Consider the following 21,438-nt stretch of genomic DNA (forward strand, 5'->3'; position numbering starts at 1 on the left):
ATCATCCCCTCCCATGCTAAATTTAGGGGTATGAACACTGCCGACCCCCAAATCAGCCCCCAAGAACAAGAAACCAACCGTCCTGTGATCCGCCAGCTGGATGACAGCGCGATTAACCGTATTGCAGCCGGTGAGGTGGTCGAACGTCCGGCCTCTGCGGTCAAGGAATTGGTGGAAAACGCCATTGACGCCGGGGCGACACGGATCACCGTGGACATTGCGGATGGCGGCAAAACTCTGATCCGGGTGACGGATGATGGTGTCGGCATGACGCCAGAAGATCTGCCGCTGGCCTTGTCCCGCCATGCGACGTCCAAGATCGACGGCTCGGACCTGCTGAATATCCACACCTTTGGGTTTCGCGGCGAAGCGTTGCCCAGCCTTGGGGCCGTGGGCCGCCTGACAATCACCAGCCGCGCAGCTGGTTTTGACACGGCGCAGATCCGGGTGGCGGGTGGACAAATGGAACCCGTCAAGCCCGCCGCCCTGCGCGCAGGCACCATTGTTGAGCTGCGCGACCTGTTTTTTGCCACGCCCGCCCGCCTGAAATTCATGCGGTCAGACCGGGCCGAGAGTCAGGCGATTTCCGACACGATCAAGCGCCTGGCCATGGCCGAGCCATCCATCGGGTTCACATTGCGCGATGTCTCTGACGGCGGCGAAGGGCGTGTGAGCTTTCGTGCAGATCCTTTGTCCGGGGACCTTTTTGACGCGCTTCACGGGCGGCTGGCCCATGTGATTGGTCGGGATTTTGCCGAAAACGCTCTGCGCATTGATGCCACCCGCGAAGGTCTGCGCCTTTATGGCTATGCCGCATTGCCGACCTATTCCCGCGGGGCGGCGGTCAGCCAGTTCCTGTTTGTGAACACGCGACCGGTAAAGGACAAGATGCTGACCGGTGCGCTCCGCGCCGCCTATATGGATTTCCTCAGTCGCGACCGTCACCCGGCGGCGGCGCTGTTTATCGACTGCGACCCGACCTTGGTGGATGTGAACGTCCACCCGGCAAAATCCGAGGTTCGGTTCCGTGATCCCGGCCTGGCCCGGGGTATGATTGTCTCTTCTCTGCGCCACGCTTTGGCCGAGGCCGGGCATCGCGCCTCCACGACGGTTGCTGGCGCCACCTTAGGGGCCATGCGTCCGGAAGAGCCCACTGCCAGCGGCGCCCCGCGTGTCTATCAGATGGAGCGCCCTTCGATGGCGGCCCGCAGCGTTGCCTTTGCGGGGCAGCGCCCGGACTTTATTCCCGCACCCGCCTATCCTGCACCCGCTGCTGATGCCGGCTTTGCCGAGATGGCGCAGGCGTTCAGTGGCCGCGTGGTGGATACTCCAACGCCTGAAGCAGAGCCGGAAATCGCGCTCGAGCACCTCCCCCTTGGTGCGGCACGGGGGCAGGTGCATGAAAACTACATCATTGCCCAGACCCAGGACGGCATGGTCATTGTCGACCAGCATGCCGCCCATGAACGGCTGGTTTATGAAAAGCTCAAAAAGCAGATGGCCGAAAACGGCGTCACTGCCCAAGGTTTGCTGATCCCGGAAATCGTGCAGCTGTCGGACGGCGACTGCGCCCGGCTTCTGGAGGTCGCGGAGGATCTGCGCAAGTTTGGCTTGGGCATTGAACCCTTTGGCGGCAACGCGGTGGCTGTACGTGAAACCCCCGCGATATTGGGCGAGGTAAACGCCGAAGCGATGATCCGCGACATCCTTGATGAACTGGCCGACCAGGGTGAAAGCCAGCTTGTTCAGGCCCGGCTGGAGGCAATCCTCAGCCGGGTGGCGTGTCACGGTTCGATCCGCTCGGGCCGCTGGATGCGCGGAGAAGAGATGAATGCGCTGTTGCGCGAAATGGAAGCCACGCCGCATTCCGGCCAATGCAACCATGGTCGACCCACCTATGTGGAACTGAAACTTTCTGACATCGAGCGGCTCTTTGGCCGCAGCTGAAAGGGCGCGCGATATGGAAACCCTGATCCCACCCTTTGATCCTGCGATGCTGACCCCGCTGCATTATGCTGTTGCGGCGCTTTCGCTTCTGGCTTTGTTTCTTCTCGTCTCTTTGACGCGCAACAGATCTGCGCTGGCGGCGGCACAGGAAACCAACAGCGATCTGCGCAGTCATGTGGCCGCGTTAGAGACAGAGGCAAGCCGCTTGCCGGATCTGGAGGGGGAAAATAAAACCCTGCGCCGGATCCATGAAAACGAGCTGGTCGCCCGCCATAAGGCCGAAGCTGAGATCAAGACCATGACCGCCCAGCACGCCGCCCGTCTGGAAGAGCTGCGTCAGATGAATGAGCAGATGGAGCATAAATTTGCCTCCCTTGCGTCGGGTGTTTTGAAGCAGAACTCTGAAAGCTTCCTCAACCTCGTCAGCGAACGGTTCCAGAACCACAGCAAGACGGCCGAACAGGATCTGGCCAAACGCCATCAGGCGATTGAAAGCCTGGTGAAGCCGCTGGATGAAAAGCTGGGTCAGTTTGGTGAACGTATCAAAGAGATCGAGCAGGCCCGAAACGAGGCTTATGGCGCGATCAAGGAACAGGTGAAAACGCTGGCCGACGGGCAGGCCGCTCTGGGCGGTGAGACCCGGCGTCTGGTGCAGGCGCTGCGCGCGCCCAAAACCCGTGGCCGTTGGGGCGAAATGCAGATGCGTCAGGTCTTTGAAATGGCCGGCATGAGCGAACATGTGGACTATGAACTGGAGAAATCGGTTGCCACTGATGCGGGCCAGCGTCGACCGGATGCGGTGGTGCGCATTCCAGGTGGACGTTCCATTATTGTGGACGCCAAAACCCCGCTGGAGGCATATCTGGATGCGATTGAGGCCGAAACACCCGAGGATCAGGCCGTTCACCTGCAACGCCACGCTCAACATGTTCGGACCCACGTGAAACAATTGTCCTCCAAAGCCTATCAATCCGCCCTCGGAGAGACGCCGGATTTTGTGGTGATGTTCATTCCCGGCGAGACATTTGTTTCTGCTGCGGTTGATGCGGACGCGGGGCTGATTGAATATGCCTTTGAACACAAGGTGCTGATCGCAACGCCTACGACGCTGATGGCGCTTGTGAAATCCATTGCTTATGGCTGGCAGCAAGAGAAGATGGCCGAAAACGCAATAGAAGTGCAAAAAACGGCCAAGGATCTGTATGATCGTCTGAACACGTTTTCACGCAATCTGGCTGCGGTAGGAAAATCATTGTCCTCATCGGTCAACCATTACAACAAGGCGGTGGGATCCTTGGAATCCCGCGTACTGCCCTCGGCTCGCCGGTTTGAGGCAATGGGCGTTGTCTCCCAAAGCGGAGAGTTGGAGGATCCCGGCCATGTTGAGGTGGAACCACGACAGATGACGCTGCTTGAAACGGATGGATAATGTGATTCAGCGCTGGTCCAGCGCCGCACGCGAGCGACGGGCAAATAACTTGTTGCGGGCCGCGCAAATTGATGCGGAACGGGTTGTTGCGCTTCTGCGTATCGGTGTTTCTATTGGCCTGTTTGTGACCATATTTCTGCTTGTACGGGATTTCCCGTTGGACGGGCGCATCCTGATCAAGCGACAAATCCTGCTCGCTTCGGCAACCTTGGGTGCATATATCGCACTGGGGGTTCTGAGCCTCTTTCTGTTGCGGCGCGGCTGGTTTCGGATCTGGATGATCTGGATTGTTGTAACGGCCGACTGCCTGTTTCTTCTGACAAACACATGGTTCAGCCTCGTCAACTCCGGTCTATCTGGTGACATGATGTTTGCAATGCCTTCGGTCTGGCTGATCCCGATGGTCTTTGCGTTTGGTGTGTTGCGGTTCAATCCGGCCATCCAGATCTATTCTGTTTTGGTGGTGGTGATTGGACATGCAGTCTTGCTGAAGGCCACACCTGAATATGTGGTTGCAGACACGGTTGCGCAGCTTGGTACTGCGTTGCAAGGCCCGCCAAATATGATGCGGTTGATGATGATCTGCCTTGCCGGAGGCGTTCTGATTGTCGCGGGCTTGCGAACGCGTGCATTGTTGCGCCGCTCTATTCGAGAGGCGGCGGAAAAAGCCAAGCTGACGCGTTATCTGCCATCCCAGATCGTAGGCGATCTGGTGGAACAGGAACCGACCGCCCTGCGACAAGGGCAACAGCGACAGGCCGCCGTTCTGTTTGTCGATATCCGTGACTTTACCCGTTGGTCCGAGGGGCGCCCTCCAGAAGAGGTGGGCGCATTTATAACCGAGTTCCGCCGCCGCGTTGAACGTGCGGTTTCAGCGCATCAGGGGATCATAGACAAATATATCGGTGATGCGGCAATGGTGATTTTTGTCGGAGAGGACGAAGCCGCCCGTGGACTGGCCTGCGGGCAGGAAATCCTGCGGGAGATCCACGCCTGGTCCGATGATTTGCAATCAGATGGACAAACGCCGGTTGCGGTGGGGATCGGTCTGCATGTGGGCCGCGTGTTTCTGGGCGTTGTGGGAACACGGGACCGGCTGGAGTATACGGTTCTGGGGGATACTGTGAATGTGGCGGCACGTTTGCAGGAGGCCAGCAAAACCACGCAGCATTCTTTTGTGACGTCTGGGGCGGCATTGGATGTCGCATTCGCGGAGAACGCGCCCGCGCGCAAGGTCTGGACTGCGCTGCCGGCCATGGGATTGCGCGGGCGGGCTGGGGACATTGCCCTCTTTGGGTGGAGCCTTGGAGCCAGCGGCGCGCCTGAGCAAAATGGCCGCAAGACGCGGCCATTCGCAATTTCAGCGGCTAGGCCGTTGAATGATCGATAACAGCCAGATGTTGGGCAAGAGTTCCGATTTCCGCCATCCACTCCTTGATCAGGACCGGGTCCGGGGAGGCCGCGTGCAGGCCGGGCTCCAGTCTCCCGTCCAAAACGGCCTCTATTGCCAAAGAGACCGGGATCGAGACCAGGCGTGCCATAGCGGTCCCCCGCAGATCTCCCCAGGCATCCATCACATAGGATTTGTGCCAGACGTCTTTGCCATCCTGAACGGCCTTCAACGCAACGCACAGGACAACCCGGTCGGCCTCTCCTTCATCATAGGCATTGTCTGCCCAGAACTGGTCCGACATCTCTTTGAGACGCGTATCACCGGCAACCCCTTCGAGGGTTTCGACCTCGGCAAAGACGTCTTTCCAGGCCTCGGCCCACCCGTTGAGACGCAGGGTGCCGCGAACAAATTCACGGACGTTCCAGTCGGGTTCAAACTCGTACTGGGTCATAAAGGGCAAGGAGTCGCGGTTTGGATAGACCTCAAAGCTCTCTGGCGTGGGAAGCGGCGCAGAATAAGCCGATATCGCATCCCATGGACGGGCCACATCCAGCGGCGCAAAGTTGCGGATCGACCGGGACGGTGAACGCAGCGCTTTGAGAACTCCAAGAGGCGACCAGCTGAATTTATAGCGGAACGGATTGGGCACCTTGGGGATGCCACCACAGTAGGAAATGAAGCTCAGCTCGTTCTTTGCATCAAACGCGTCAGACGATTTGTAATCTGCCACCAAAGCATGGGCCATCAGATGGTCAATACCCGGATCCAGACCGATTTCGTTGACCAGGACGACTCCGGCCGCTTTGGCCTTTTCTTCCAGCGCGCGCATTTCAGGCGCGATATAGGAGGAGGAGACAAAATGCGCCCCTTTGGAGATTGCCAGTTCCGCAAGAGGGACATGCAGGTCGCCGGGCAGCATGGAGACGATCACATCGCCCGGTTTGAGCGCTTCAGTCAGCGCGTCGATTGAAAAAGCATGGATGTCGTTGGTCAGATCACCGACAGCATCTTCGGCCTTGGCCACGGTCCGGTTCCAGACGGTGACGGCGCGCTCCTGCTGAAGCAGACGCCGCAGGCCGGGGATGGCAGACAGGCCTGTGCCACACCAATGAACAGTCATAAAAAACTCCCAAAGTTAGCCGGTTAACCCGGCACATGTTGTTTGAAAACCTCGTGGGCACGGCCCCAGACGCCCGTGTTCAGATCTCCCAGCGTCAAAAGCGAGGGCAGAAGCTGGTCTGCATAGTCTTCGGAGCTTTCCAAAGGCAGCATCGAGGGCAGATTGTCGATTGCCATCACATCCAGAGCCGGCGCATCCGCTACCCGCAGGGCCGGAGCTTCCCAGGTGGTGGCGCGGTCATAGACGGGAACCGGGTTGTAATCGCTGTCGGGGTCGCAGGCCACATCGCCAATCGCAGACAGAGTGCGTTCAGCCGTCAGCGCATCACGCGGCACAAAGACCGGTGTTCCGGGGCGGGCGAATATGCAGTTCAGGAACATGTCATGCTGCAGAATTTCCGGGAAAGGACCACCATGGGCGGTTTCGTCCATATCCCATTTGGTGACTTTGATCCCCATGGTTTCGCATAGATCTGCGGCTCCTGTGCCAACCCGACCCTTTGCCCCGATGACAATTGCGGTCGGACGGGAGGTTCTGAGTTGGAATAGCTCCTCGGACAGTTCTGCGATCAGCGCGTCTTTGTTTTCATAGGCCGTAACCGGCCCGCAGAGTGCGCCGCGCTGTTGGGCCGCCCAGGCTTTCAGCGTGACCGCAGCCCCGGCATAGCCCGCCCAATACCCAAAGGCGGCCACCCGGCGGCCAGCGTCATCGACGAGATATTCCAGATCATATAGCGTTCCACCGCCTGCCTTGAACCGATCCAGCAGAGCCTTACCCGAGTGCTGCCCCTTGTAGGCGTGGCCAAACATAATGTGGCGATGGGGTAGGGGGGTGCCGTCTTCGGGCAGCTCTTTGAGGCCAAAGATGATGGCTTCGGCCGGCGCTGTGGGCCAGCTGTTTTCCTCGGCTATCTCGCAGCCTGCATCCACATAGCCTTGTAACGGGATGGCGCGTGTTTGGCTCTTTTCCACCGTGACCTTGATCCCGGCGTCCAGCAGCTTTTTTGCGCCTGCGGGCGTCAGCCCAACGCGATCTTCGTTGGCCCGTTGTTCGGCGCGCACCCAAAGGTGAGTCATGTCGTCGTCCTTCAAAGCATCCCGCGGTCGTAAACGGATTTCACCGAAGCGCGGGCCTCCATCGTGGTCATAAACTCCCGGACTTTGGGGAACAATTCCACATCGACCCCGTCGCCCTGAAGCCAAGTACAGATCACATAGAGGTAGATATCTGCAAGTGTGAAATCGGCACCAAGCACATATGGGCCCTGCAGAATATTGTCAGACAGATAGGCGCAGGAGGCAGCCATGGTTTCGGGCACTTTGGCGGTCATATCCTGATGCGAGCTCTCATGATCCGCCCAACGATGGCCGCGCAGTTTATGGGCGTGATTCACGTGCATCGTTGACGCAAGGTAGAACATCACCTCACGCATTCTGGCAGCTTTGATCGGATCAGCGGGGCGCAAGCCGGCCGATGGGGCCAGATCCGCGATATATTCCAGCAGGGCACCGGTTTCTGTCAGCGTGTGCCCGTTATGCACCAGAGCGGGAACCCGGCCCTTTGGGTTTACCTTGGCATAGTCTGGTCTGGTCTGTTCGGCGGCTGCGAAATCAAGCGCTACCCCGTCATAGGCGATCCCGGCTTCCTCCAACGCGATCACGACGGCGATGGAGATGGTGCGGGGAGCGTAATAGAGCTGCATGAGAGCGGTCCTGTGTCAGGGTCAAAGATGGGTCTGGGCGAACCGACGCTCCCGTGCTTCTAGATGGGGAACCGCGTTGAACAGATCGGGGCTGATGACGCCGTTCATGATGTAAAGCCGGTGCAGCGAAGAGTTCATAATGGCCAGCACCATGCGCGCTGTGGCCTTGGGGTCTAGGTCCAGACAGAACTGCATGATCATGCCAATGACCCCGCCCGAGGTTACCACCAATGCGGGGCCTTCCCCTTGGGCGATGTCTTTCAACGCTGTTTGTGTCCGTGTCTGAAACTCTTGCCAGCTCTCATAAGGGCTTTCGATCCTCCCCTCAGACCAGGCGGCAAAAACCTTGGGTATGTGGTCGGCAAAGCCTTCGCGTTCGGTGGGGATCGGCAGACCGTGCTGGGTCTCCATTGCTTCGGCAAGAGAGAAATATTCCATCTCGTTCAGGCGCGGGTCATGAACGATGTTCGCGGACATGCCCATGGATGCGGCGGTTTCCACGTGGCGGGTCAACGTGCCCGAGTAAATCCGCGGATAATGATAGCCGGTGTCGCGCAGATGCTCGCCCAACCAGCGGGCTTGTTGGTGGCCCAGATCGCTGAGTTTGTCATAGCTTGCCTCGTCACGTGCGCCTGTGTTGGCCTGCCCGTGCCTGACCAGGGTAATCTGGCTCATAGAATTCTCCTGCCTGTAGACTGTCAGGATTTAGGAGGCCAAGAGGCTGTTGAATAGGGGGAAAAACATATTCGATTTTCATATGTTTCGCACGCGAAACAAGTTTCTGGAATATGACCGTACGCCGGGTTTACTGGGCGTGGGCGAAAACTGGGACTGAAGGATCGGCGCAGGCTTTATGCGTCCAGAGTGTCGCGGAAATAGCCCTGATTTATCATGCGGTTGCGGTGTTCATCCGCAGCCAGAGACGCCTCGCGCAGGTTGCCATAAATGTTAATCATGGTCTTCCCGTCGCAGCCGGAAATCCCCCATTCACGCAACACCGAGACTTCGGAAAAGAGGTTCATGGCCAGTTCGATCCGATAGAACCGTGAAGGCTGGCGTTCGCTTTGAGTATAGAGCAAACAGGTCGTCATAGAGTTAGGCTATCCCAAGAGTTCTTGATCTTCAACCGATATGTTGTCGGTAGATGACAAGGGATACCTATATGTTGTTAACATTCCTTACCATTCCACATCATCTAGAAAGATATAGCCCGCCCCATAGATGGTTTTGATGAGCTTTGGGTTCTTGGGATCGTCGCGCAGCTTGGTGCGCAGGCGGGAAATGCGGACATCCATGGCCCGATCAAAACTTTCACCGGCTGCACCGCCCAGCTGTTCTTGCATCTGCGCGCGCGAGATAAGTCGTTTGGGGTTTTCCAGAAACAGGCGCAGCACTTCGCCTTCGGCCTGGGAAAAGGGCATCTCGTTGCCCTGATCATCGCTGAGAACAAAGCGATCAAAATGCGCCTGCCAACCGGTGAAGCGCGCGCAATTTTTGGTGGTTGATCCTGTCTGTGCCCGGCTGCCGTTGCGCAGACGTGCCCGAACGCGGGCCACAACCTCTATCGGGTCAAAGGGTTTGGTAATATAGTCATCAGCCCCAAGTTCCAGGCCAGCGACGCGATCCTGCACCTGTGCCCGGCCGGAAATGATAATCACCGCAGCACCTTGGTCCTGCGCGAGTTTATGAACCAGCGCCAGACCGTCCGTATCAGGCAGCGACAGATCTATGAGGCAGACATCCGGCGCAATCCGGTTTAATGCGGCTTCAAATGCGCGGGCGCGGCCAAAGGATTGCACCCTGAAACCGGCGTCCTCCAACGTCTCTGTCAGCAGCTTACGAATTTCGGGTTCATCATCCAGAATGGTGACAAGTGCGCTCATGCAGAGGTCTCCGGTCGTATGAGGGCCGCCAATTGATCGGTGGTGAAAGGTTTCTGCAAAACGGGCGCTTTCTTCAGAGCGGAGCGGAAAACCGGGTCAGAGGTTGCGGCAGAGGTCATCAAAATGACCGGCGGCAGCGGAGACGATGGATCAAGCCCGTCCAGGAGATCCAAGCCGGTTTCCGAGCCTTTGAGCTTTATGTCGGACAGGATTAGTTGAATTTCTGGCAGGTTGCGCGCCAAGGCAATCCCGTCCGTCGCGGTTTCGGCCTCGATTACAGAATAGCCGAGGTCCGTGAGCATGGCATTGTACGTTTCGCGCAATGTATCGCTGTCTTCGACCAGAAGGGCCATGCCGCCGTTGGCTTCGGGCGCCAGGCGATAGGGCAGTCGCAGGGTTACGCTGGCACCTGAGATCGTATTGGCCAGTTGCACATTGCCGCCGTTCAGTTTGACCATGTCATAGACCATCGACAGGCCAAGGCCCGAACCCTTGCTGCCCTTGGTGGTGAAAAACGGATTGAGGCCCTGTTCAAGCGCCTGGCTGGAAAATCCGGGGCCCGTGTCCGTGACGCTGATTTCAATCCATGTGCGACCGACCTCATGCGCGCTGACGGTGATCTGCCCCGAGGTGCCGCAGGCGTCGCGCGCGTTCAGGATCAGGTTCAACAATGCGTCCTGCAGCTTGCCAGCATCCAGCAGCAGGGTCTGCGCTTTGGTGTGGTTCACAACGGACAGCCCCATGCCACGTGGCAGGGAAGGTGAGGCGAGGATTTTCAATTCTTCCAGAAGTGCGGCAAGATCCGTGGCTTGCGGCCGCAGTGGTCGGTTGCCGGTCATCTGAGAGATCCGGTGCAGCAAACGACCGCCCCGTTCCGCCGCGGATTGGGTGGCCCGGATCAGCTGGTCAGCCTCGCTGCCCAATTCCATCTTGGACAGTTTGCTTTGAATGCCGAGGATCACCGTCAACAGGTTCGAAAAATCATGCGCCAGCCCATTGGTCATCTGCGCGGCCATGTCACGGCGACGGGTCTGCTGCAGGGCGACGCGCGCCTGGGTTTCTTCGGTGACATCCATGGACAGCACATAAACCCCACCGCTCCCATCCGGTGTCAGGGCCACGCGAATGCGGCGGCTGTCGTGGTCTTCGGTGAACTCAAACACCGGGCGCTCGCCCTTGTAGGCAGCAATCAGATGCGGCTCGATCTTGGAAAAGGCAAACGGGCCGAGTGCCTCTGCTATATGTGTGTCAAGAATATCGGTCGGTCGGCCCGGAAACACGCTGCTGAGGCGGCGGTTGGTGAAGGTGTAATACCCGTTGGCATCCAGATGTGCGATATGGGCGGGCATCATCTCGGCCGTCAGACGAATACGGCGCTCGCTGGTGGCCACGTCGCGTTTTGCCGCCTCAAGCGCGGTGATGGAGGCGGCCAGTTTGCGGTTGGTGGCGGAGAGTTCCTCGGTATGGGAAATCAGCTGGTCCGACAGTTCTTCGGAGCGGCTGCGCAGCATCTCCTCGATCCGCTTGGTGCGGGTGATGTCCGTATAGACCGTGACCCAGCCTCCCTGGGGCAGCGGGGATCCTTCGATCGAGATCACCTGCCCGTTATGGCGGATGCGTTCGAAGTAATGCGGCTCAAAGGTTCTGGCCTGCGCCACACGTTGGGCGACAAAGGTTTCGAGGTCTTCAATGTCGCCGTAGTCCCCGCTTTGCGCGATAAAACGGATGGTGTCGGCAAAGTCGGCTCCGGGCATGGCCAGCGCATCGGGCAGATCGAACATGTCCTGGAACCGTTGGTTGCAGACTGCCAGTTTTAAATCCCCATCATAAATGGAAATGGCCTGGGCGATAAGGTTCAGCCCGGCCGCGGTCATCGCAGTATATGAGGTGTCGATACGTTCCATAAGCGTCTTTCATGGCTATCACCGGGCGCGCGTTTGGCAAGCATTTCCGCAGCTTTATGCCGTCACGTTTCGGAGGTTTAACGCCGCAGGGCCCTGCTGAAACAATTCGTAAGATTTGGGCAAACTTGCTGACAACATTAACCACGATGCTGACATCTGTCCCGTCCTCGGGGCCGTTTGCGAGGGAGGAAGCAGCGGTCAGTCAGGGGACGGGTTGGGAGGAGAACATATGGCAGACGTGCGTGCGCGTGCGGGCGGAGACATGTCTCTGCCCGCCTTGTTGCAGCGAAATGCTGAAGAATACGGGGATCGGCCCGCCTACAGGGAGAAGGAATACGGGATCTGGCAGAGCTGGACCTGGGCCGAAACCGAAAAGGAAGTGGAAGCGCTGGCGCTGGGTCTGCTGGACCTGGGGCTGAAGCCTGGCGATTTTGTCGCCATCATTGGGCGCAACCGCCCGTATCTGTACTGGTCGATGGTTGCCGTGCAATCGGTCGGTGCTGTGCCGGTGCCCGTCTATCAGGACGCGGTTGCGGAAGAGATGGCCTATGTCCTGAGCCACTGCGGCGCGCGGTTTGTGATCGCAGGTGACCAGGAGCAGGTAGACAAGGTTCTGGAGGTGCAGGATCAGCTGCCGGTTCTGGAACAGATGATATACCTCGATCCGCGGGGAATGCGGAAATATGATCACGGGCATCTGCATGGGTTCAGGGCTGTTCAGGCTCAGGGTCGCAAGGCAGCGCTGGCGCTTGCGGATGAGCTGAACGCGCGGCGGGCAGAGCTGGATTACTCCAGCACCTGTGTGATGCTTTATACCTCTGGCACCACCGGCAAACCCAAGGGTGTGGTGCTGTCCAATCGCAACGTGATCGAGACCGCCAAGAATTCGGCACAATTCGATGGGCTGCGCAGCGATGACAGCATTTTGTCGTATCTGCCGATGGCCTGGGTTGGGGATTTCATTTTCTCTGTCGGGCAGGCCTATTGGTGTGGGTTCTGCACCAATTGCCCCGAAAGCGCGGATACGATGATGACGGATCTGCGCGAGATCGGCCCAACCTATTTCTTTGCTCCGCCTAGGGTGTTTGAAGGGCAGCTGACCAGCGTGATGATCCGGATGGAGGATGCAAGCCCGCTGAAACAGAGGATGTTCCATCACTTTCTGAGGCACGCCAAAAAGGTCGGCGGGCGCATTCTGGATGGAAAACCTGTTGGGCTGTTTGACCGGTTGAAATACGCAATTGGCAATGTGCTGGTCTATGGTCCGCTGAAGGACACGCTGGGCTATGGGCGGATCCGGGTGGGATACACCGCAGGTGAGGCAATCGGGCCCGAGATCTTTGACTTCTATCGCTCGCTCGGCATCAACCTGAAGCAGCTTTATGGGCAGACCGAGGCGACGGTGTTTATCACTCAGCAGCCGGATGGTGAGGTGCGCGCAGATACGGTTGGCGTGCCATCTCCAAGCGTGGAGCTGAAGATCGATGAAACGGGGGAGATCTTTTATCGCTCACCCGGGGTGTTTGTGGAGTATTTCCAGAACCCGGACTCCACAATGAAGACCAAGGATGCCGATGGGTGGGTGGCCACCGGTGATGCCGGTTTCATCGAGAGGGAAAGCGGTCATCTGCGGATTATCGACCGGGCCAAGGATGTGGGCAAAATGGCCGATGGTGCAATGTTTGCGCCGAAGTATGTGGAGAACAAGCTGAAGTTCTTCCCGGATATTCTGGAGGCGGTGTTATTTGGCAATGGGCGGGACCGTTGTGTTGCCTTTATCAATATCGACCTGACGGCGGTGGGGAACTGGGCCGAGCGCAATAATATCGCCTATGCCTCTTATCAGGAGCTGGCGGGCCATCCTGAGGTTCTGAAAACCATTGGCGCTCATGTGGCAGAAGTGAACCGGTCCGTTGCCGAAGATGAGATGCTGTCAGGCTGTCAGGTGCATCGCTTTGTGGTCCTGCACAAGGAGCTGGACGCGGATGACGGGGAGCTGACGCGAACGCGCAAGGTGCGCCGCGGGTTTGTGGAAGAGAAGTTTCAGGACATTCTCACGGCACTTTATAGCGGCGCAACCGAGGTCTCTACCCGAACTGAAGTAACCTATGAGGACGGGCGCAAGGGGGCGATCAGCGCGACACTGTCCATTCAGGATGCTGAGGTATCTGCCCCGATTGCGCGTTTGGAGGCGGCGGAATGAGGGACGTTGATACGACGCTCGTCCGGCTATGCCGGACATCGCCCCGCCCACCGTCCCTTGGGGCGCAGCACCAGAATGGAGCCTAACATGTTGGATCAGACAGCGGGGTTTGTCACCGCAGACGGACGAACCATTGGTGATGTGGTGATGGAGATGAAACACATCACGTTGCGGTTTGGCGGAGTGGAGGCCATCAAGGACATCTCATTCGATATTCGCGAAGGGGAAATCCGCGCCATTATCGGACCAAACGGGGCCGGCAAGTCGTCGATGCTGAATGTCATTTCCGGGTTTTATGTGCCGCAGGAAGGTGAGGTTTGGTTCCACGGGAAGAAACGCAAACCCATGCGCCCCTATGAGGTGGCGCGACAGGGTATTGCACGCACGTTTCAGAACATCGCGTTGTTCGAAGGGATGAGTGTTCTGGACAATGTTATGACAGGTCGTTTGAACCATATGTCCGCAAACCTGTTTCAGCAGGCGTTCTGGAAAGGTCGGGCTGAAGCGGAAGAAGTGGAAAACCGCGAGAAGGTTGAGCGGATTATTGACTTCCTTGAGATCCAGGCGATCCGCAAAACCCCCGTATCGCGTCTGCCTTATGGGTTGAAAAAACGGGTGGAACTGGCGCGGGCCCTGGCAGCGGAGCCGAAGCTGTTGCTGCTGGATGAGCCCATGGCCGGGATGAATGTCGAGGAGAAAGAGGACATGAGCCGCTTTATCCTGGATGTGAATGACGAGTTTGGCACCACAATTGCGCTGATCGAACACGACATGGGGGTGGTGATGGATCTGTCGGATCGGGTGGTGGTGATGGATTACGGCAAGAAGATTGGCGACGGCACCCCTGATGAGGTGCGCAACAACCAAGAGGTCATCGACGCCTATCTGGGGGTGGCCCATGATTAGGGGACCCCATTTTTACACGCGACTGGTTGCACTTGTGTCGCTTTGCGCTGCGGGTGTGTTGCCTGTGGGGCTTCGGGCGCAAACAATGCCGGATTGGATTGAGGCGGCGCACTTGTGTTTTGACGTGATGGAGGGCCAAAGTGATGCACCTCTTGCGCCATTCGATGCAGCCGCGGCTCAGATAAATCTTGAGGGAATTCAGGAAACGTCTGTTCAGATAGGTCAGATGTTGGTGCACGCTGCTTATTCAAAAAACCATTGGTTTCTATGTGTTGCCAAATCGGTTCAAAAGCCTCCCCGCAGCCTGTTTGAGGCGGAATGGGTGGAGAGCATTGAAGCCGCCTTTCCAGAGCATTCGTTTCACGGTGTCGCTTTCCATCATAAGGCCCAGGTTGATCCTGCATTGGTTTATTGCCGCGAAAACGGGCTGCTGGCGCTGTTTGCCTTTGAAGGGCCAGATACAGGTGATTTCCGCGTCGGAGTCACTGCGAATTTACCGAACAATATCGAAAGCCCGTGTCAGGAAGAGGTGTCATAATGTCTGAACAGCTTGTCTTTGCCATGGAGGTCACCCTGAACGGGTTGATGGCGGGTGTGCTTTATGCGCTGGTCGCGCTGGGCTTTGTTCTGATCTACAAGGCGTCGGGTATCTTTAACTATGCCCAAGGGGTGATGGCGCTGTTTGCGGCTATGACGCTTGTGGGCATTATGAATGGGCAGGTTCCCTTTGCCCATTTGATCAATGCGATCTTTGGCGGCCATATCACCCATTTCGGGTGGAACCTGCCGGGCTTCCTTGCAATCGCTGTTACCGTCGGAGTGATGGTATTGCTGGCCTGGTTGGTGCAGGTGCTGGTGATGCGCCATCTGGTGGGGCAGGAGCCGATCATCCTGTTTATGGCCACCATCGGGCTGGCCTATTTTCTGGAAGGTGTGGCGGATCTGATGTGGGGGTCCGAGTTGAAGACTCTGGATGTGGGGCTGCCGCAGGGTATCAACCTGTGGATCGATGAGACCACGTTCCAGATCTTTGACTATGGGTTCTTTATCGACAATCTGGATCTCGTGGCGACGTTGATTGCGGCGCTGCTGGTGGTCGGGCTGGTGCTTTTCAGCCAGTACACCAAACAGGGGCGCGCGATGCGGGCGGTGGCGGATGATCACCAGGCGGCGCTGTCCGTGGGGATTTCACTGAATTTCATCTGGGTCCTGGTCTGGTCACTGGCAGGGTTTGTGGCCCTTGTTGCAGGTATTGTCTGGGGGACCAAATCAGGGGTTCAGTTCTCGCTGTCGCTTATTGCGCTCAAGGCGCTGCCGGTGCTCATGCTGGGCGGCTTTACCTCGATCCCCGGCGCCATTGTCGGCGGGTTGATCATCGGCGTCGGTGAGAAACTCTTTGAATTCGCAATCGGCCCCTTGGTGGGCGGGGCGACCGAAAACTGGTTTGCCTATGTGCTTGCGCTGCTGTTCCTGGTGTTTCGCCCGCAGGGGCTGTTTGGGGAGAAGATCATTGAAAGGGTCTGATCATCTCTCCCCGCACAGCATACGGTTGGGTCAATGTTCCAACCGTTTAGCAGCCTTGACCAGAATGGCGGCAAAGATGGTTACCACCAATGTAACGGCAATGGTCATATCGCCGATCAGCTGCGCAGCGATGAAGGTCAGAATTCCGGCCAGACAGAAACCGACCAGCAGGAGCGACCACAGCCCTTGGTTTGGGTCTTCGCGCGCAGGGCGATGTTCACGGCGTTCGGCCCTGGCCACTGCGACAAGTTGCACATCTTCCACGTCACCCAAGAGGCGCCGCTTTTGGTCTTCGTATACATCGGGGGATATGTCCCCACGTTTCCGCGCGGCATCAAGCCGACGGATGTCCTCCAATATAGCCGTCATTTCATCCACTCACTTTTCCCGCGTTAACATTAGCGCTGAGAATTGGGCAAAATGTGGCGAAGCGCTGAAAACTGACAAAACGGTTAACATTCTGTTAATGCGGGGAGGTCACGGATGATCAAGCTTTTGGCGGTGATAAATGTCGTGGCCTGGGCAGGGTTTTGGGCGTTTGGCTATCTCGCGCTGAGCGCTGAGAGCCATTCCGGACAGCAGCTTTTGATTGCAAGCCTTCTTGCAGCGGCCGGGCTTTTTACCGGGGTTTTTACCTATCTCAAACTTGTGCGTGTCTCAGAACGCTCTGGATATGCAAAACCATCGGCCCGCCTGGGCCGGGACGCGCGCGATCTAGCACAGGAAAATTGGGAGGCACGGCATGATCTGGGCTGACATGAAACCAAATCTTGGAACCGGTGCCTGGGGAGGGCTGAATGTTTTATCGTGAAGCAGGAGATTTTAAGACGTCCTATGTGGCGGACGGCCAGACGTTTCCGATCCGGTTTGATCGGGCACGCTACTATGCGGTGCTGGCGGTTGCCTTTGGAGTGATCCCGTTTTTCATCAACGACTACTGGGCCAATGCGATCCTGCTGCCATTTCTGATCTATGCGATTGCGGCGATCGGGCTGAACATTCTTGTTGGCTATTGCGGACAGGTTTCTCTGGGAACGGGTGGGTTCATGGCCGTTGGAGCTTATGGCTGTTACAAGCTGATGACCGCCTTTCCCGAGATGTCCATGATTGTGCATGTTCTTTTGTCCGGGGGGATTACGGCGGCGGTCTGCGTATTGTTTGGGCTGCCGTCCTTGCGCATCAAAGGGTTCTATCTGGCAGTGGCCACACTGGCGGCGCAGTTCTTTCTGGTCTGGCTCTTCAACCGTGTCCCGTGGTTTTACAACAACTCGGCCTCTGGCCAGATCAGCGCACCGGAACGCGAAGTATTTGGCATTGTGATCACCGGGCCGAACGCTCCGGCCTGGGCGACCTATCTGTTCTGCCTTGTATTCCTGACGGTTTGCGCCTTGATCGCGCGCAATCTGACACGCGGTTCGGTCGGGCGCAGCTGGATGGCAATTCGGGACATGGACATCGCGGCTGAAATCATCGGGGTAAATCCGTTGAAGGCCAAGATGACCGCCTTTGCCGTATCGGGCTTTTTTGTCGGGGTGTCGGGGGCGCTGTTCTTCTCGGTCTATCTCGGAGCGGTTGAGGTCGGCGAAGCCTTTGGCATCCAGAAATCATTTCTAGTGCTGTTCATGGTGATCATCGGCGGGTTGGGGTCGATCTTTGGCTCCTTTGCCGGGGCGGCGTTTCTGGTATTGCTGCCGGTGGTTCTGAAGGTTCTGGGCGTGGACGTTCTGGGCTGGCCTACCGATATTGTGGCGCATTTCCAACTGGTTGTCGTGGGGGCCTTGATTGTGTTTTTCCTGATCGTCGAACCCCACGGGCTTGCACAGATGTGGCGCGTCACCAAGGAAAAACTGAGGTTGTGGCCCTTTCCGCACTGATGCGGGCTGGGTCTGAAAACCGGCGGGAGGAGGACACATATGTGGCCCGCCGGACCATCGGAATAATCTAGGGAGGAAGAAACCGATGACACGGAAACTGATAAGCGCCGTCGTGGCGGCTGTGATGGTCGCGGGACCGGCGGCAGCGGATCTGGTCTTTCCGGACTTGAGCTATCGCACGGGCCCTTATGCGGCCGGCGGTGTGCCATTCTCGGACGGGTACAACGATTATTTCACCCTGGTGAATGAACGTGACGGTGGTATTGGCGGCGTAAAGGCGCAGGTCATCGAATGTGAGACCGGTTATAACACTGAAAAAGGTGTTGAGTGTTACGAAGCAACCAAGGACCATGGTGCGCTGATCTATCAACCGCTGTCCACGGGCATTACGTATCAGTTGATCCCTAAAGTAACAGCTGATGGCATCCCACTTCACACCATGGGATATGGCCGCACATCTGCTGCCAACGGCAAAGTGTTCAGCCATGTGTTCAATTATCCGGCCAATTATTGGAACGGCGCGTCTGGCGTGATTAACCACCTCTTGGAGGAAAACGGTGGTGATCTGAAGGGCAAGACGATCTCATTGGTCTATCACAACTCGGCTTACGGCAAGGAGCCCATCCGCACCCTGGAAGAGCTGTCCAAGAAACACGGGTTCGAACTGAAGCTGCTGCCGGTGGATCACCCCGGTCAGGAACAGAAATCCCAGTGGCTGCAAATCCGACGGGACCGGCCTGATTATGTGGTCATGTGGGGCTGGGGCGTGATGAACCAGGTTGCTGTTCAGGAGGCCGCCAATATCCGCTTCCCGATGGAGAATTTCATCGGTGTCTGGTGGTCTGGTGCCGAACATGATGTGATTGCGGCGGGGGCCAAGGCGCATGGCTACAAGGCGGTCACCTTCCATAACGTTGGCGATGATTTCCCGGTGTTCGACGACATGCGCAAGTATGTTGTCGACAAAGGTCTGGCAGCCGGTGCTGGCGATAACGTGGGCAAGGTTCTGTATAACCGCGGCATGTACGCGGCGATGCTGGCGGTTGAGGCCGCCAAAACCGCACAGGAATTGCACGGCACAGCGGAGATCACAGCCGCGATGATGCGCGACGGTATGGAAGCGCTTGTGATCGACGAAGCCAAGATGACTGCGCTTGGCATGCCGAACTTTGGACCAACCTTCAACGTCTCCTGCGAGAACCACGGTGGCCTTGGAATGGTTGGCGTGACCCAATGGGACGCGGAAAACCAGAGCTGGTCGCTGATCTCGGATTTCAAGGCAACAGATGGAGAGGTGATCAATGCGTTGATTGCCGAGGATTCCACCGCCTTTGCTTCTGAAAACGGGATCGAGGAACGCTGCAAGTGATGACATCTTCCCCGGCTGGCAGGACCGGCCGGGGATCACGGCGCAAGGAGGGCAGATGTTGGACATCGCAAAAGCTGAAGACGGGACCAAAGCAGCAGGCGCGCCACAGGCCGCGTTGCTTGAAGTGAATAATATCGAGGTGATCTATAACCACGTGATCCTGGTCTTGAAGGGGGTGAGCCTTGCTGTTCCCAAAGGGGGGATTACCGCTCTTTTGGGTGGCAATGGTGCGGGCAAGACCACGACTCTGAAGGCGATTTCCAACCTATTGCAATCCGAGCGTGGCGAGGTGACCAAAGGAACAGTCCGCTATCATGGGCAACAGGTGCACCAACTCGACCCGGCGGCTTTGGTGAAACGTGGCGTGGTCCAGGTGATGGAAGGTCGGCATTGTTTCGAACATCTGACGGTCGAAGAGAACCTGCTTGCCGGTGCCTATACGCGAAGCGATGGCGGAGCCGAGGTCAAACGCGACCTGGAAATGGTCTATTCCTATTTTCCGCGTTTGAAAGAACGCCGTAAAAGTCAGGCGGGTTATACGTCGGGCGGCGAGCAGCAGATGGTCGCCATGGGGCGTGCTCTGATGAGCCGCCCGGAGACGATCCTGTTGGACGAACCTTCGATGGGATTGGCGCCGCAACTGGTCGAACAGATTTTTGAGATCGTCAAAGCGGTGAATGAACAGGAAGGTGTGACATTCCTGTTGGCGGAGCAGAACACCAACGTGGCGCTGCGCTATGCGCATTACGGTTACATTCTTGAATCGGGGCGTGTTGTGATGGACGGCCCGGCCGCGGAATTGAAGGAGAACCCGGACGTCAAGGAATTCTATCTTGGGATGTCTGAAGACGGCCGCAAGAGCTTTCGTGATGTGCGCTCCTATCGGCGGCGTAAACGGTGGTTGAGTTAAGGGGGAGCGCGGATGACATATTTTGATACATTAGAAACCCGCTCTGTGGATGAACGTGCACGTCAGCTGTTGTCGGGTGTGAATGAACAGATTGCGCGGGTGTGCGCCTCTTCAGGGGCCTATTTGCAGGACATTGATCCGCTGCAGGATTTGTCGGATCTGGCCCGGTTGCCGGTGTTGCGTAAATCCGATTTGGTGAACGCGCAGAAGGACAATCCGCCCTTTGGCAATGTGCCGGTGGGGGACATTCTGCATGTGTTTCAGTCCCCGGGCCCGATTTATGAGCCCGGCGGAACAGGCCACGACTGGTGGCGGATGGGGCGTTTTTTACATGCAGCAGGGGTTGGCAAAGGCGATGTGATCCAGAATTGCTTTGGCTATCACCTGACGCCGGCCGGCATGATTTTTGAAAGCGGGGCAAAGGCGGTGGGTGCGCGGGTTCTGCCAGCCGGGACCGGCCAGACCGAATTGCAGGTCACGGCCGCATGGGATGTTGGGGCAACCGCCTATGCCGGGACACCGGATTACCTCAAGGTGCTTCTGGACAAGGCCGACAGCATGGGAGTGCGGCTCAAAATCTCCAAAGCGGTTGTTGGTGGCGGTGCCTTGTTCCCGTCCCTCAGACAGGAATATGCAGATCGCGGGATCTCTTGCCTGCAGAGTTATGCCACGGCGGATCTGGGGAACATTGCCTATGAAAGCGCGGCAATGGAGGGGATGATCGTTGACGAACATGTGGTGGTCGAGATCGTTACTCCGGGGACCGGTGTTCCCGTACAACCGGGTGAGATCGGCGAAGTCGTTGTGACCACATTGAATCCGGACTATCCGCTGATCCGTTTTGCAACCGGAGACCTCAGCGCGGTCATGCCGGGCCAGTCACCCTGCGGGCGAACCAATTTGCGGATCAAAGGCTGGATGGGGCGCGCGGACCAGACAACCAAGATCAAAGGCATGTTTGTGCGTCCCGAACAGGTGGCTGCATTGGTCGACAAACACAGTGAAATCCAGCGCGCCCGTGTGATTGCCAGCCGCCAGGGCGAGATGGACCGGATGACGGTGCAGATCGAAGCCGATGGCGGGGATCAGATGCAATTCGCCCGCTCTGTGATTGAGGTGCTCAAGCTCAAAGGAGACGTCGAAGTGTTTGCACCCGGGGCCTTGCCGCGGGATGGTTTGGTGATCGAGGATCAGCGCGTTTACGACTGACCTTACGCAGTCGAACATGGTGACTGCGTCAGTCCAGGGGATGGTGCTGCCGGGTTCAGTCTGGC

Annotated in this window: 20 protein-coding genes; 12 read left to right on the forward strand and 8 right to left on the reverse strand. The window is 57.7% G+C overall.

What is annotated here, in order from left to right; all coding sequences use genetic code 11:
* Positions 1–30: 30 nt before the first annotated feature.
* From mutL to ACXAEW_RS06765, 3 genes are read left to right on the forward strand one after another with little or no spacing between them, the layout of a single operon-like run.
* Positions 31–1,947 carry a DNA mismatch repair endonuclease MutL gene (gene mutL, locus ACXAEW_RS06755; RefSeq protein WP_474940602.1) on the forward strand — a complete coding sequence of 639 codons (1,917 nt, stop codon included), beginning with the start codon at positions 31–33 and terminating at the stop codon, positions 1,945–1,947.
* A gap of 13 nt (positions 1,948–1,960) precedes the next feature.
* The gene (locus ACXAEW_RS06760; protein ID WP_474940603.1) at positions 1,961–3,376 is read left to right on the forward strand and encodes a DNA recombination protein RmuC; all 1,416 of its coding nucleotides are present in this window, start codon (positions 1,961–1,963) and stop codon (positions 3,374–3,376) included.
* Complete coding sequence (locus ACXAEW_RS06765) at positions 3,369–4,766, forward strand: adenylate/guanylate cyclase domain-containing protein (protein WP_474940604.1); 1,398 nt, start codon at positions 3,369–3,371, stop codon at positions 4,764–4,766. The genes ACXAEW_RS06760 and ACXAEW_RS06765 overlap by 8 nt, the downstream gene beginning before the upstream one ends.
* On the opposite strand, the gene ACXAEW_RS06770 is transcribed toward ACXAEW_RS06765, so the two are convergent.
* The 7 genes from ACXAEW_RS06770 to ACXAEW_RS06800 form a co-directional block, all read right to left on the reverse strand.
* Complete coding sequence (locus ACXAEW_RS06770; RefSeq protein ID WP_474940605.1) at positions 4,744–5,889, reverse strand: saccharopine dehydrogenase family protein; 1,146 nt, start codon at positions 5,887–5,889, stop codon at positions 4,744–4,746. The two genes, ACXAEW_RS06765 and ACXAEW_RS06770, sit on opposite strands and share 23 nt — an antisense overlap.
* 23 nt (positions 5,890–5,912) lie before the next feature.
* Positions 5,913–6,965, reverse strand: a complete 1,053-nt coding sequence (locus tag ACXAEW_RS06775; RefSeq protein ID WP_474940606.1) for a saccharopine dehydrogenase — start codon at positions 6,963–6,965, stop codon at positions 5,913–5,915.
* Between the two features lie 11 nt (positions 6,966–6,976).
* Positions 6,977–7,591: a glutathione S-transferase family protein gene (locus ACXAEW_RS06780; protein WP_474940607.1), complete on the reverse strand. Its 615-nt coding sequence runs from the start codon at positions 7,589–7,591 to the stop codon at positions 6,977–6,979.
* A 21-nt stretch (positions 7,592–7,612) separates the two neighbouring features.
* A complete protein-coding gene (locus tag ACXAEW_RS06785; RefSeq protein WP_474940608.1) occupies positions 7,613–8,266 on the reverse strand; it encodes a histidine phosphatase family protein in 654 nt (217 codons plus the stop codon).
* Between the two features lie 176 nt (positions 8,267–8,442).
* Positions 8,443–8,682, reverse strand: coding sequence for a WGR domain-containing protein (locus ACXAEW_RS06790; protein WP_474940609.1), 240 nt, complete (start codon positions 8,680–8,682; stop codon positions 8,443–8,445).
* Between the two features lie 87 nt (positions 8,683–8,769).
* Positions 8,770–9,474: a response regulator transcription factor gene (locus ACXAEW_RS06795; protein WP_474940610.1), complete on the reverse strand. Its 705-nt coding sequence runs from the start codon at positions 9,472–9,474 to the stop codon at positions 8,770–8,772.
* Complete coding sequence (locus ACXAEW_RS06800) at positions 9,471–11,378, reverse strand: PAS-domain containing protein (RefSeq protein WP_474940611.1); 1,908 nt, start codon at positions 11,376–11,378, stop codon at positions 9,471–9,473. The genes ACXAEW_RS06795 and ACXAEW_RS06800 overlap by 4 nt, the downstream gene beginning before the upstream one ends.
* 229 nt (positions 11,379–11,607) lie before the next feature.
* Between ACXAEW_RS06800 and ACXAEW_RS06805 the strand changes: the two genes are divergently transcribed.
* The 4 genes from ACXAEW_RS06805 to ACXAEW_RS06820 all read left to right on the forward strand — a co-directional run bounded on the left by ACXAEW_RS06805 (position 11,608) and on the right by ACXAEW_RS06820 (position 16,011).
* Entirely contained in the window at positions 11,608–13,581 is a 1,974-nt protein-coding gene (locus ACXAEW_RS06805) for an AMP-binding protein (RefSeq protein ID WP_474940612.1), read from the forward strand.
* Between the two features lie 87 nt (positions 13,582–13,668).
* A complete protein-coding gene (locus ACXAEW_RS06810) occupies positions 13,669–14,487 on the forward strand; it encodes an ABC transporter ATP-binding protein (protein WP_474940613.1) in 819 nt (272 codons plus the stop codon).
* Positions 14,480–15,025 (forward strand): hypothetical protein, encoded by a 546-nt coding sequence (locus tag ACXAEW_RS06815; protein ID WP_474940614.1) that lies wholly within the window; start codon positions 14,480–14,482, stop codon positions 15,023–15,025. The genes ACXAEW_RS06810 and ACXAEW_RS06815 overlap by 8 nt, the downstream gene beginning before the upstream one ends.
* Positions 15,025–16,011, forward strand: a complete 987-nt coding sequence (locus ACXAEW_RS06820; RefSeq protein WP_474940615.1) for a branched-chain amino acid ABC transporter permease — start codon at positions 15,025–15,027, stop codon at positions 16,009–16,011. The genes ACXAEW_RS06815 and ACXAEW_RS06820 overlap by 1 nt, the downstream gene beginning before the upstream one ends.
* A 30-nt stretch (positions 16,012–16,041) precedes the next feature.
* Here the strand turns inward: ACXAEW_RS06820 and ACXAEW_RS06825 are convergent, their stop codons facing one another.
* Positions 16,042–16,380, reverse strand: coding sequence for an SHOCT domain-containing protein (locus tag ACXAEW_RS06825; protein ID WP_474940616.1), 339 nt, complete (start codon positions 16,378–16,380; stop codon positions 16,042–16,044).
* 114 nt (positions 16,381–16,494) lie between these two features.
* Here ACXAEW_RS06825 and ACXAEW_RS06830 point away from each other — a divergent pair, with 114 nt between their 5' ends.
* From ACXAEW_RS06830 to ACXAEW_RS06850, 5 genes are all read left to right on the forward strand, one after another.
* Positions 16,495–16,767, forward strand: a complete 273-nt coding sequence (locus ACXAEW_RS06830) for a hypothetical protein (RefSeq protein WP_474940617.1) — start codon at positions 16,495–16,497, stop codon at positions 16,765–16,767.
* Between the two features lie 41 nt (positions 16,768–16,808).
* Complete coding sequence (locus tag ACXAEW_RS06835) at positions 16,809–17,885, forward strand: branched-chain amino acid ABC transporter permease (protein ID WP_474940618.1); 1,077 nt, start codon at positions 16,809–16,811, stop codon at positions 17,883–17,885.
* An 85-nt stretch (positions 17,886–17,970) separates the two neighbouring features.
* A complete protein-coding gene (locus ACXAEW_RS06840; protein ID WP_474940619.1) occupies positions 17,971–19,254 on the forward strand; it encodes an ABC transporter substrate-binding protein in 1,284 nt (427 codons plus the stop codon).
* A gap of 55 nt (positions 19,255–19,309) precedes the next feature.
* Positions 19,310–20,164: an ABC transporter ATP-binding protein gene (locus tag ACXAEW_RS06845; RefSeq protein WP_474940620.1), complete on the forward strand. Its 855-nt coding sequence runs from the start codon at positions 19,310–19,312 to the stop codon at positions 20,162–20,164.
* 12 nt (positions 20,165–20,176) lie between these two features.
* On the forward strand, positions 20,177–21,373 hold the full coding sequence (locus ACXAEW_RS06850) for a phenylacetate--CoA ligase family protein (RefSeq protein ID WP_474940621.1): 1,197 nt from the start codon (positions 20,177–20,179) through the stop codon (positions 21,371–21,373).
* Positions 21,374–21,438: the final 65 nt, after the last annotated feature.

The sequence above is a fragment of the Epibacterium sp. ABZ3_068 genome (assembly GCF_056159265.1).

Excerpts from the sequence above, each read along its gene's own strand:
- mutL (WP_474940602.1), top strand. The coding sequence starts at position 31 with ATGAACACTGCCGACCCCCAAATCAGCCCCCAAGAACAAGAAACCAAC.
- ACXAEW_RS06760 (WP_474940603.1), top strand. The coding sequence starts at position 1,961 with ATGGAAACCCTGATCCCACCCTTTGATCCTGCGATGCTGACCCCGCTG.
- ACXAEW_RS06765 (WP_474940604.1), top strand. The coding sequence starts at position 3,369 with ATGGATAATGTGATTCAGCGCTGGTCCAGCGCCGCACGCGAGCGACGG.
- ACXAEW_RS06770 (WP_474940605.1), bottom strand. The coding sequence starts at position 5,889 with ATGACTGTTCATTGGTGTGGCACAGGCCTGTCTGCCATCCCCGGCCTG.
- ACXAEW_RS06775 (WP_474940606.1), bottom strand. The coding sequence starts at position 6,965 with ATGACTCACCTTTGGGTGCGCGCCGAACAACGGGCCAACGAAGATCGC.
- ACXAEW_RS06780 (WP_474940607.1), bottom strand. The coding sequence starts at position 7,591 with ATGCAGCTCTATTACGCTCCCCGCACCATCTCCATCGCCGTCGTGATC.
- ACXAEW_RS06785 (WP_474940608.1), bottom strand. The coding sequence starts at position 8,266 with ATGAGCCAGATTACCCTGGTCAGGCACGGGCAGGCCAACACAGGCGCA.
- ACXAEW_RS06790 (WP_474940609.1), bottom strand. The coding sequence starts at position 8,682 with ATGACGACCTGTTTGCTCTATACTCAAAGCGAACGCCAGCCTTCACGG.
- ACXAEW_RS06795 (WP_474940610.1), bottom strand. The coding sequence starts at position 9,474 with ATGAGCGCACTTGTCACCATTCTGGATGATGAACCCGAAATTCGTAAG.
- ACXAEW_RS06800 (WP_474940611.1), bottom strand. The coding sequence starts at position 11,378 with ATGGAACGTATCGACACCTCATATACTGCGATGACCGCGGCCGGGCTG.
- ACXAEW_RS06805 (WP_474940612.1), top strand. The coding sequence starts at position 11,608 with ATGGCAGACGTGCGTGCGCGTGCGGGCGGAGACATGTCTCTGCCCGCC.
- ACXAEW_RS06810 (WP_474940613.1), top strand. The coding sequence starts at position 13,669 with ATGTTGGATCAGACAGCGGGGTTTGTCACCGCAGACGGACGAACCATT.
- ACXAEW_RS06815 (WP_474940614.1), top strand. The coding sequence starts at position 14,480 with ATGATTAGGGGACCCCATTTTTACACGCGACTGGTTGCACTTGTGTCG.
- ACXAEW_RS06820 (WP_474940615.1), top strand. The coding sequence starts at position 15,025 with ATGTCTGAACAGCTTGTCTTTGCCATGGAGGTCACCCTGAACGGGTTG.
- ACXAEW_RS06825 (WP_474940616.1), bottom strand. The coding sequence starts at position 16,380 with ATGACGGCTATATTGGAGGACATCCGTCGGCTTGATGCCGCGCGGAAA.
- ACXAEW_RS06830 (WP_474940617.1), top strand. The coding sequence starts at position 16,495 with ATGATCAAGCTTTTGGCGGTGATAAATGTCGTGGCCTGGGCAGGGTTT.
- ACXAEW_RS06835 (WP_474940618.1), top strand. The coding sequence starts at position 16,809 with ATGTTTTATCGTGAAGCAGGAGATTTTAAGACGTCCTATGTGGCGGAC.
- ACXAEW_RS06840 (WP_474940619.1), top strand. The coding sequence starts at position 17,971 with ATGACACGGAAACTGATAAGCGCCGTCGTGGCGGCTGTGATGGTCGCG.
- ACXAEW_RS06845 (WP_474940620.1), top strand. The coding sequence starts at position 19,310 with ATGTTGGACATCGCAAAAGCTGAAGACGGGACCAAAGCAGCAGGCGCG.
- ACXAEW_RS06850 (WP_474940621.1), top strand. The coding sequence starts at position 20,177 with ATGACATATTTTGATACATTAGAAACCCGCTCTGTGGATGAACGTGCA.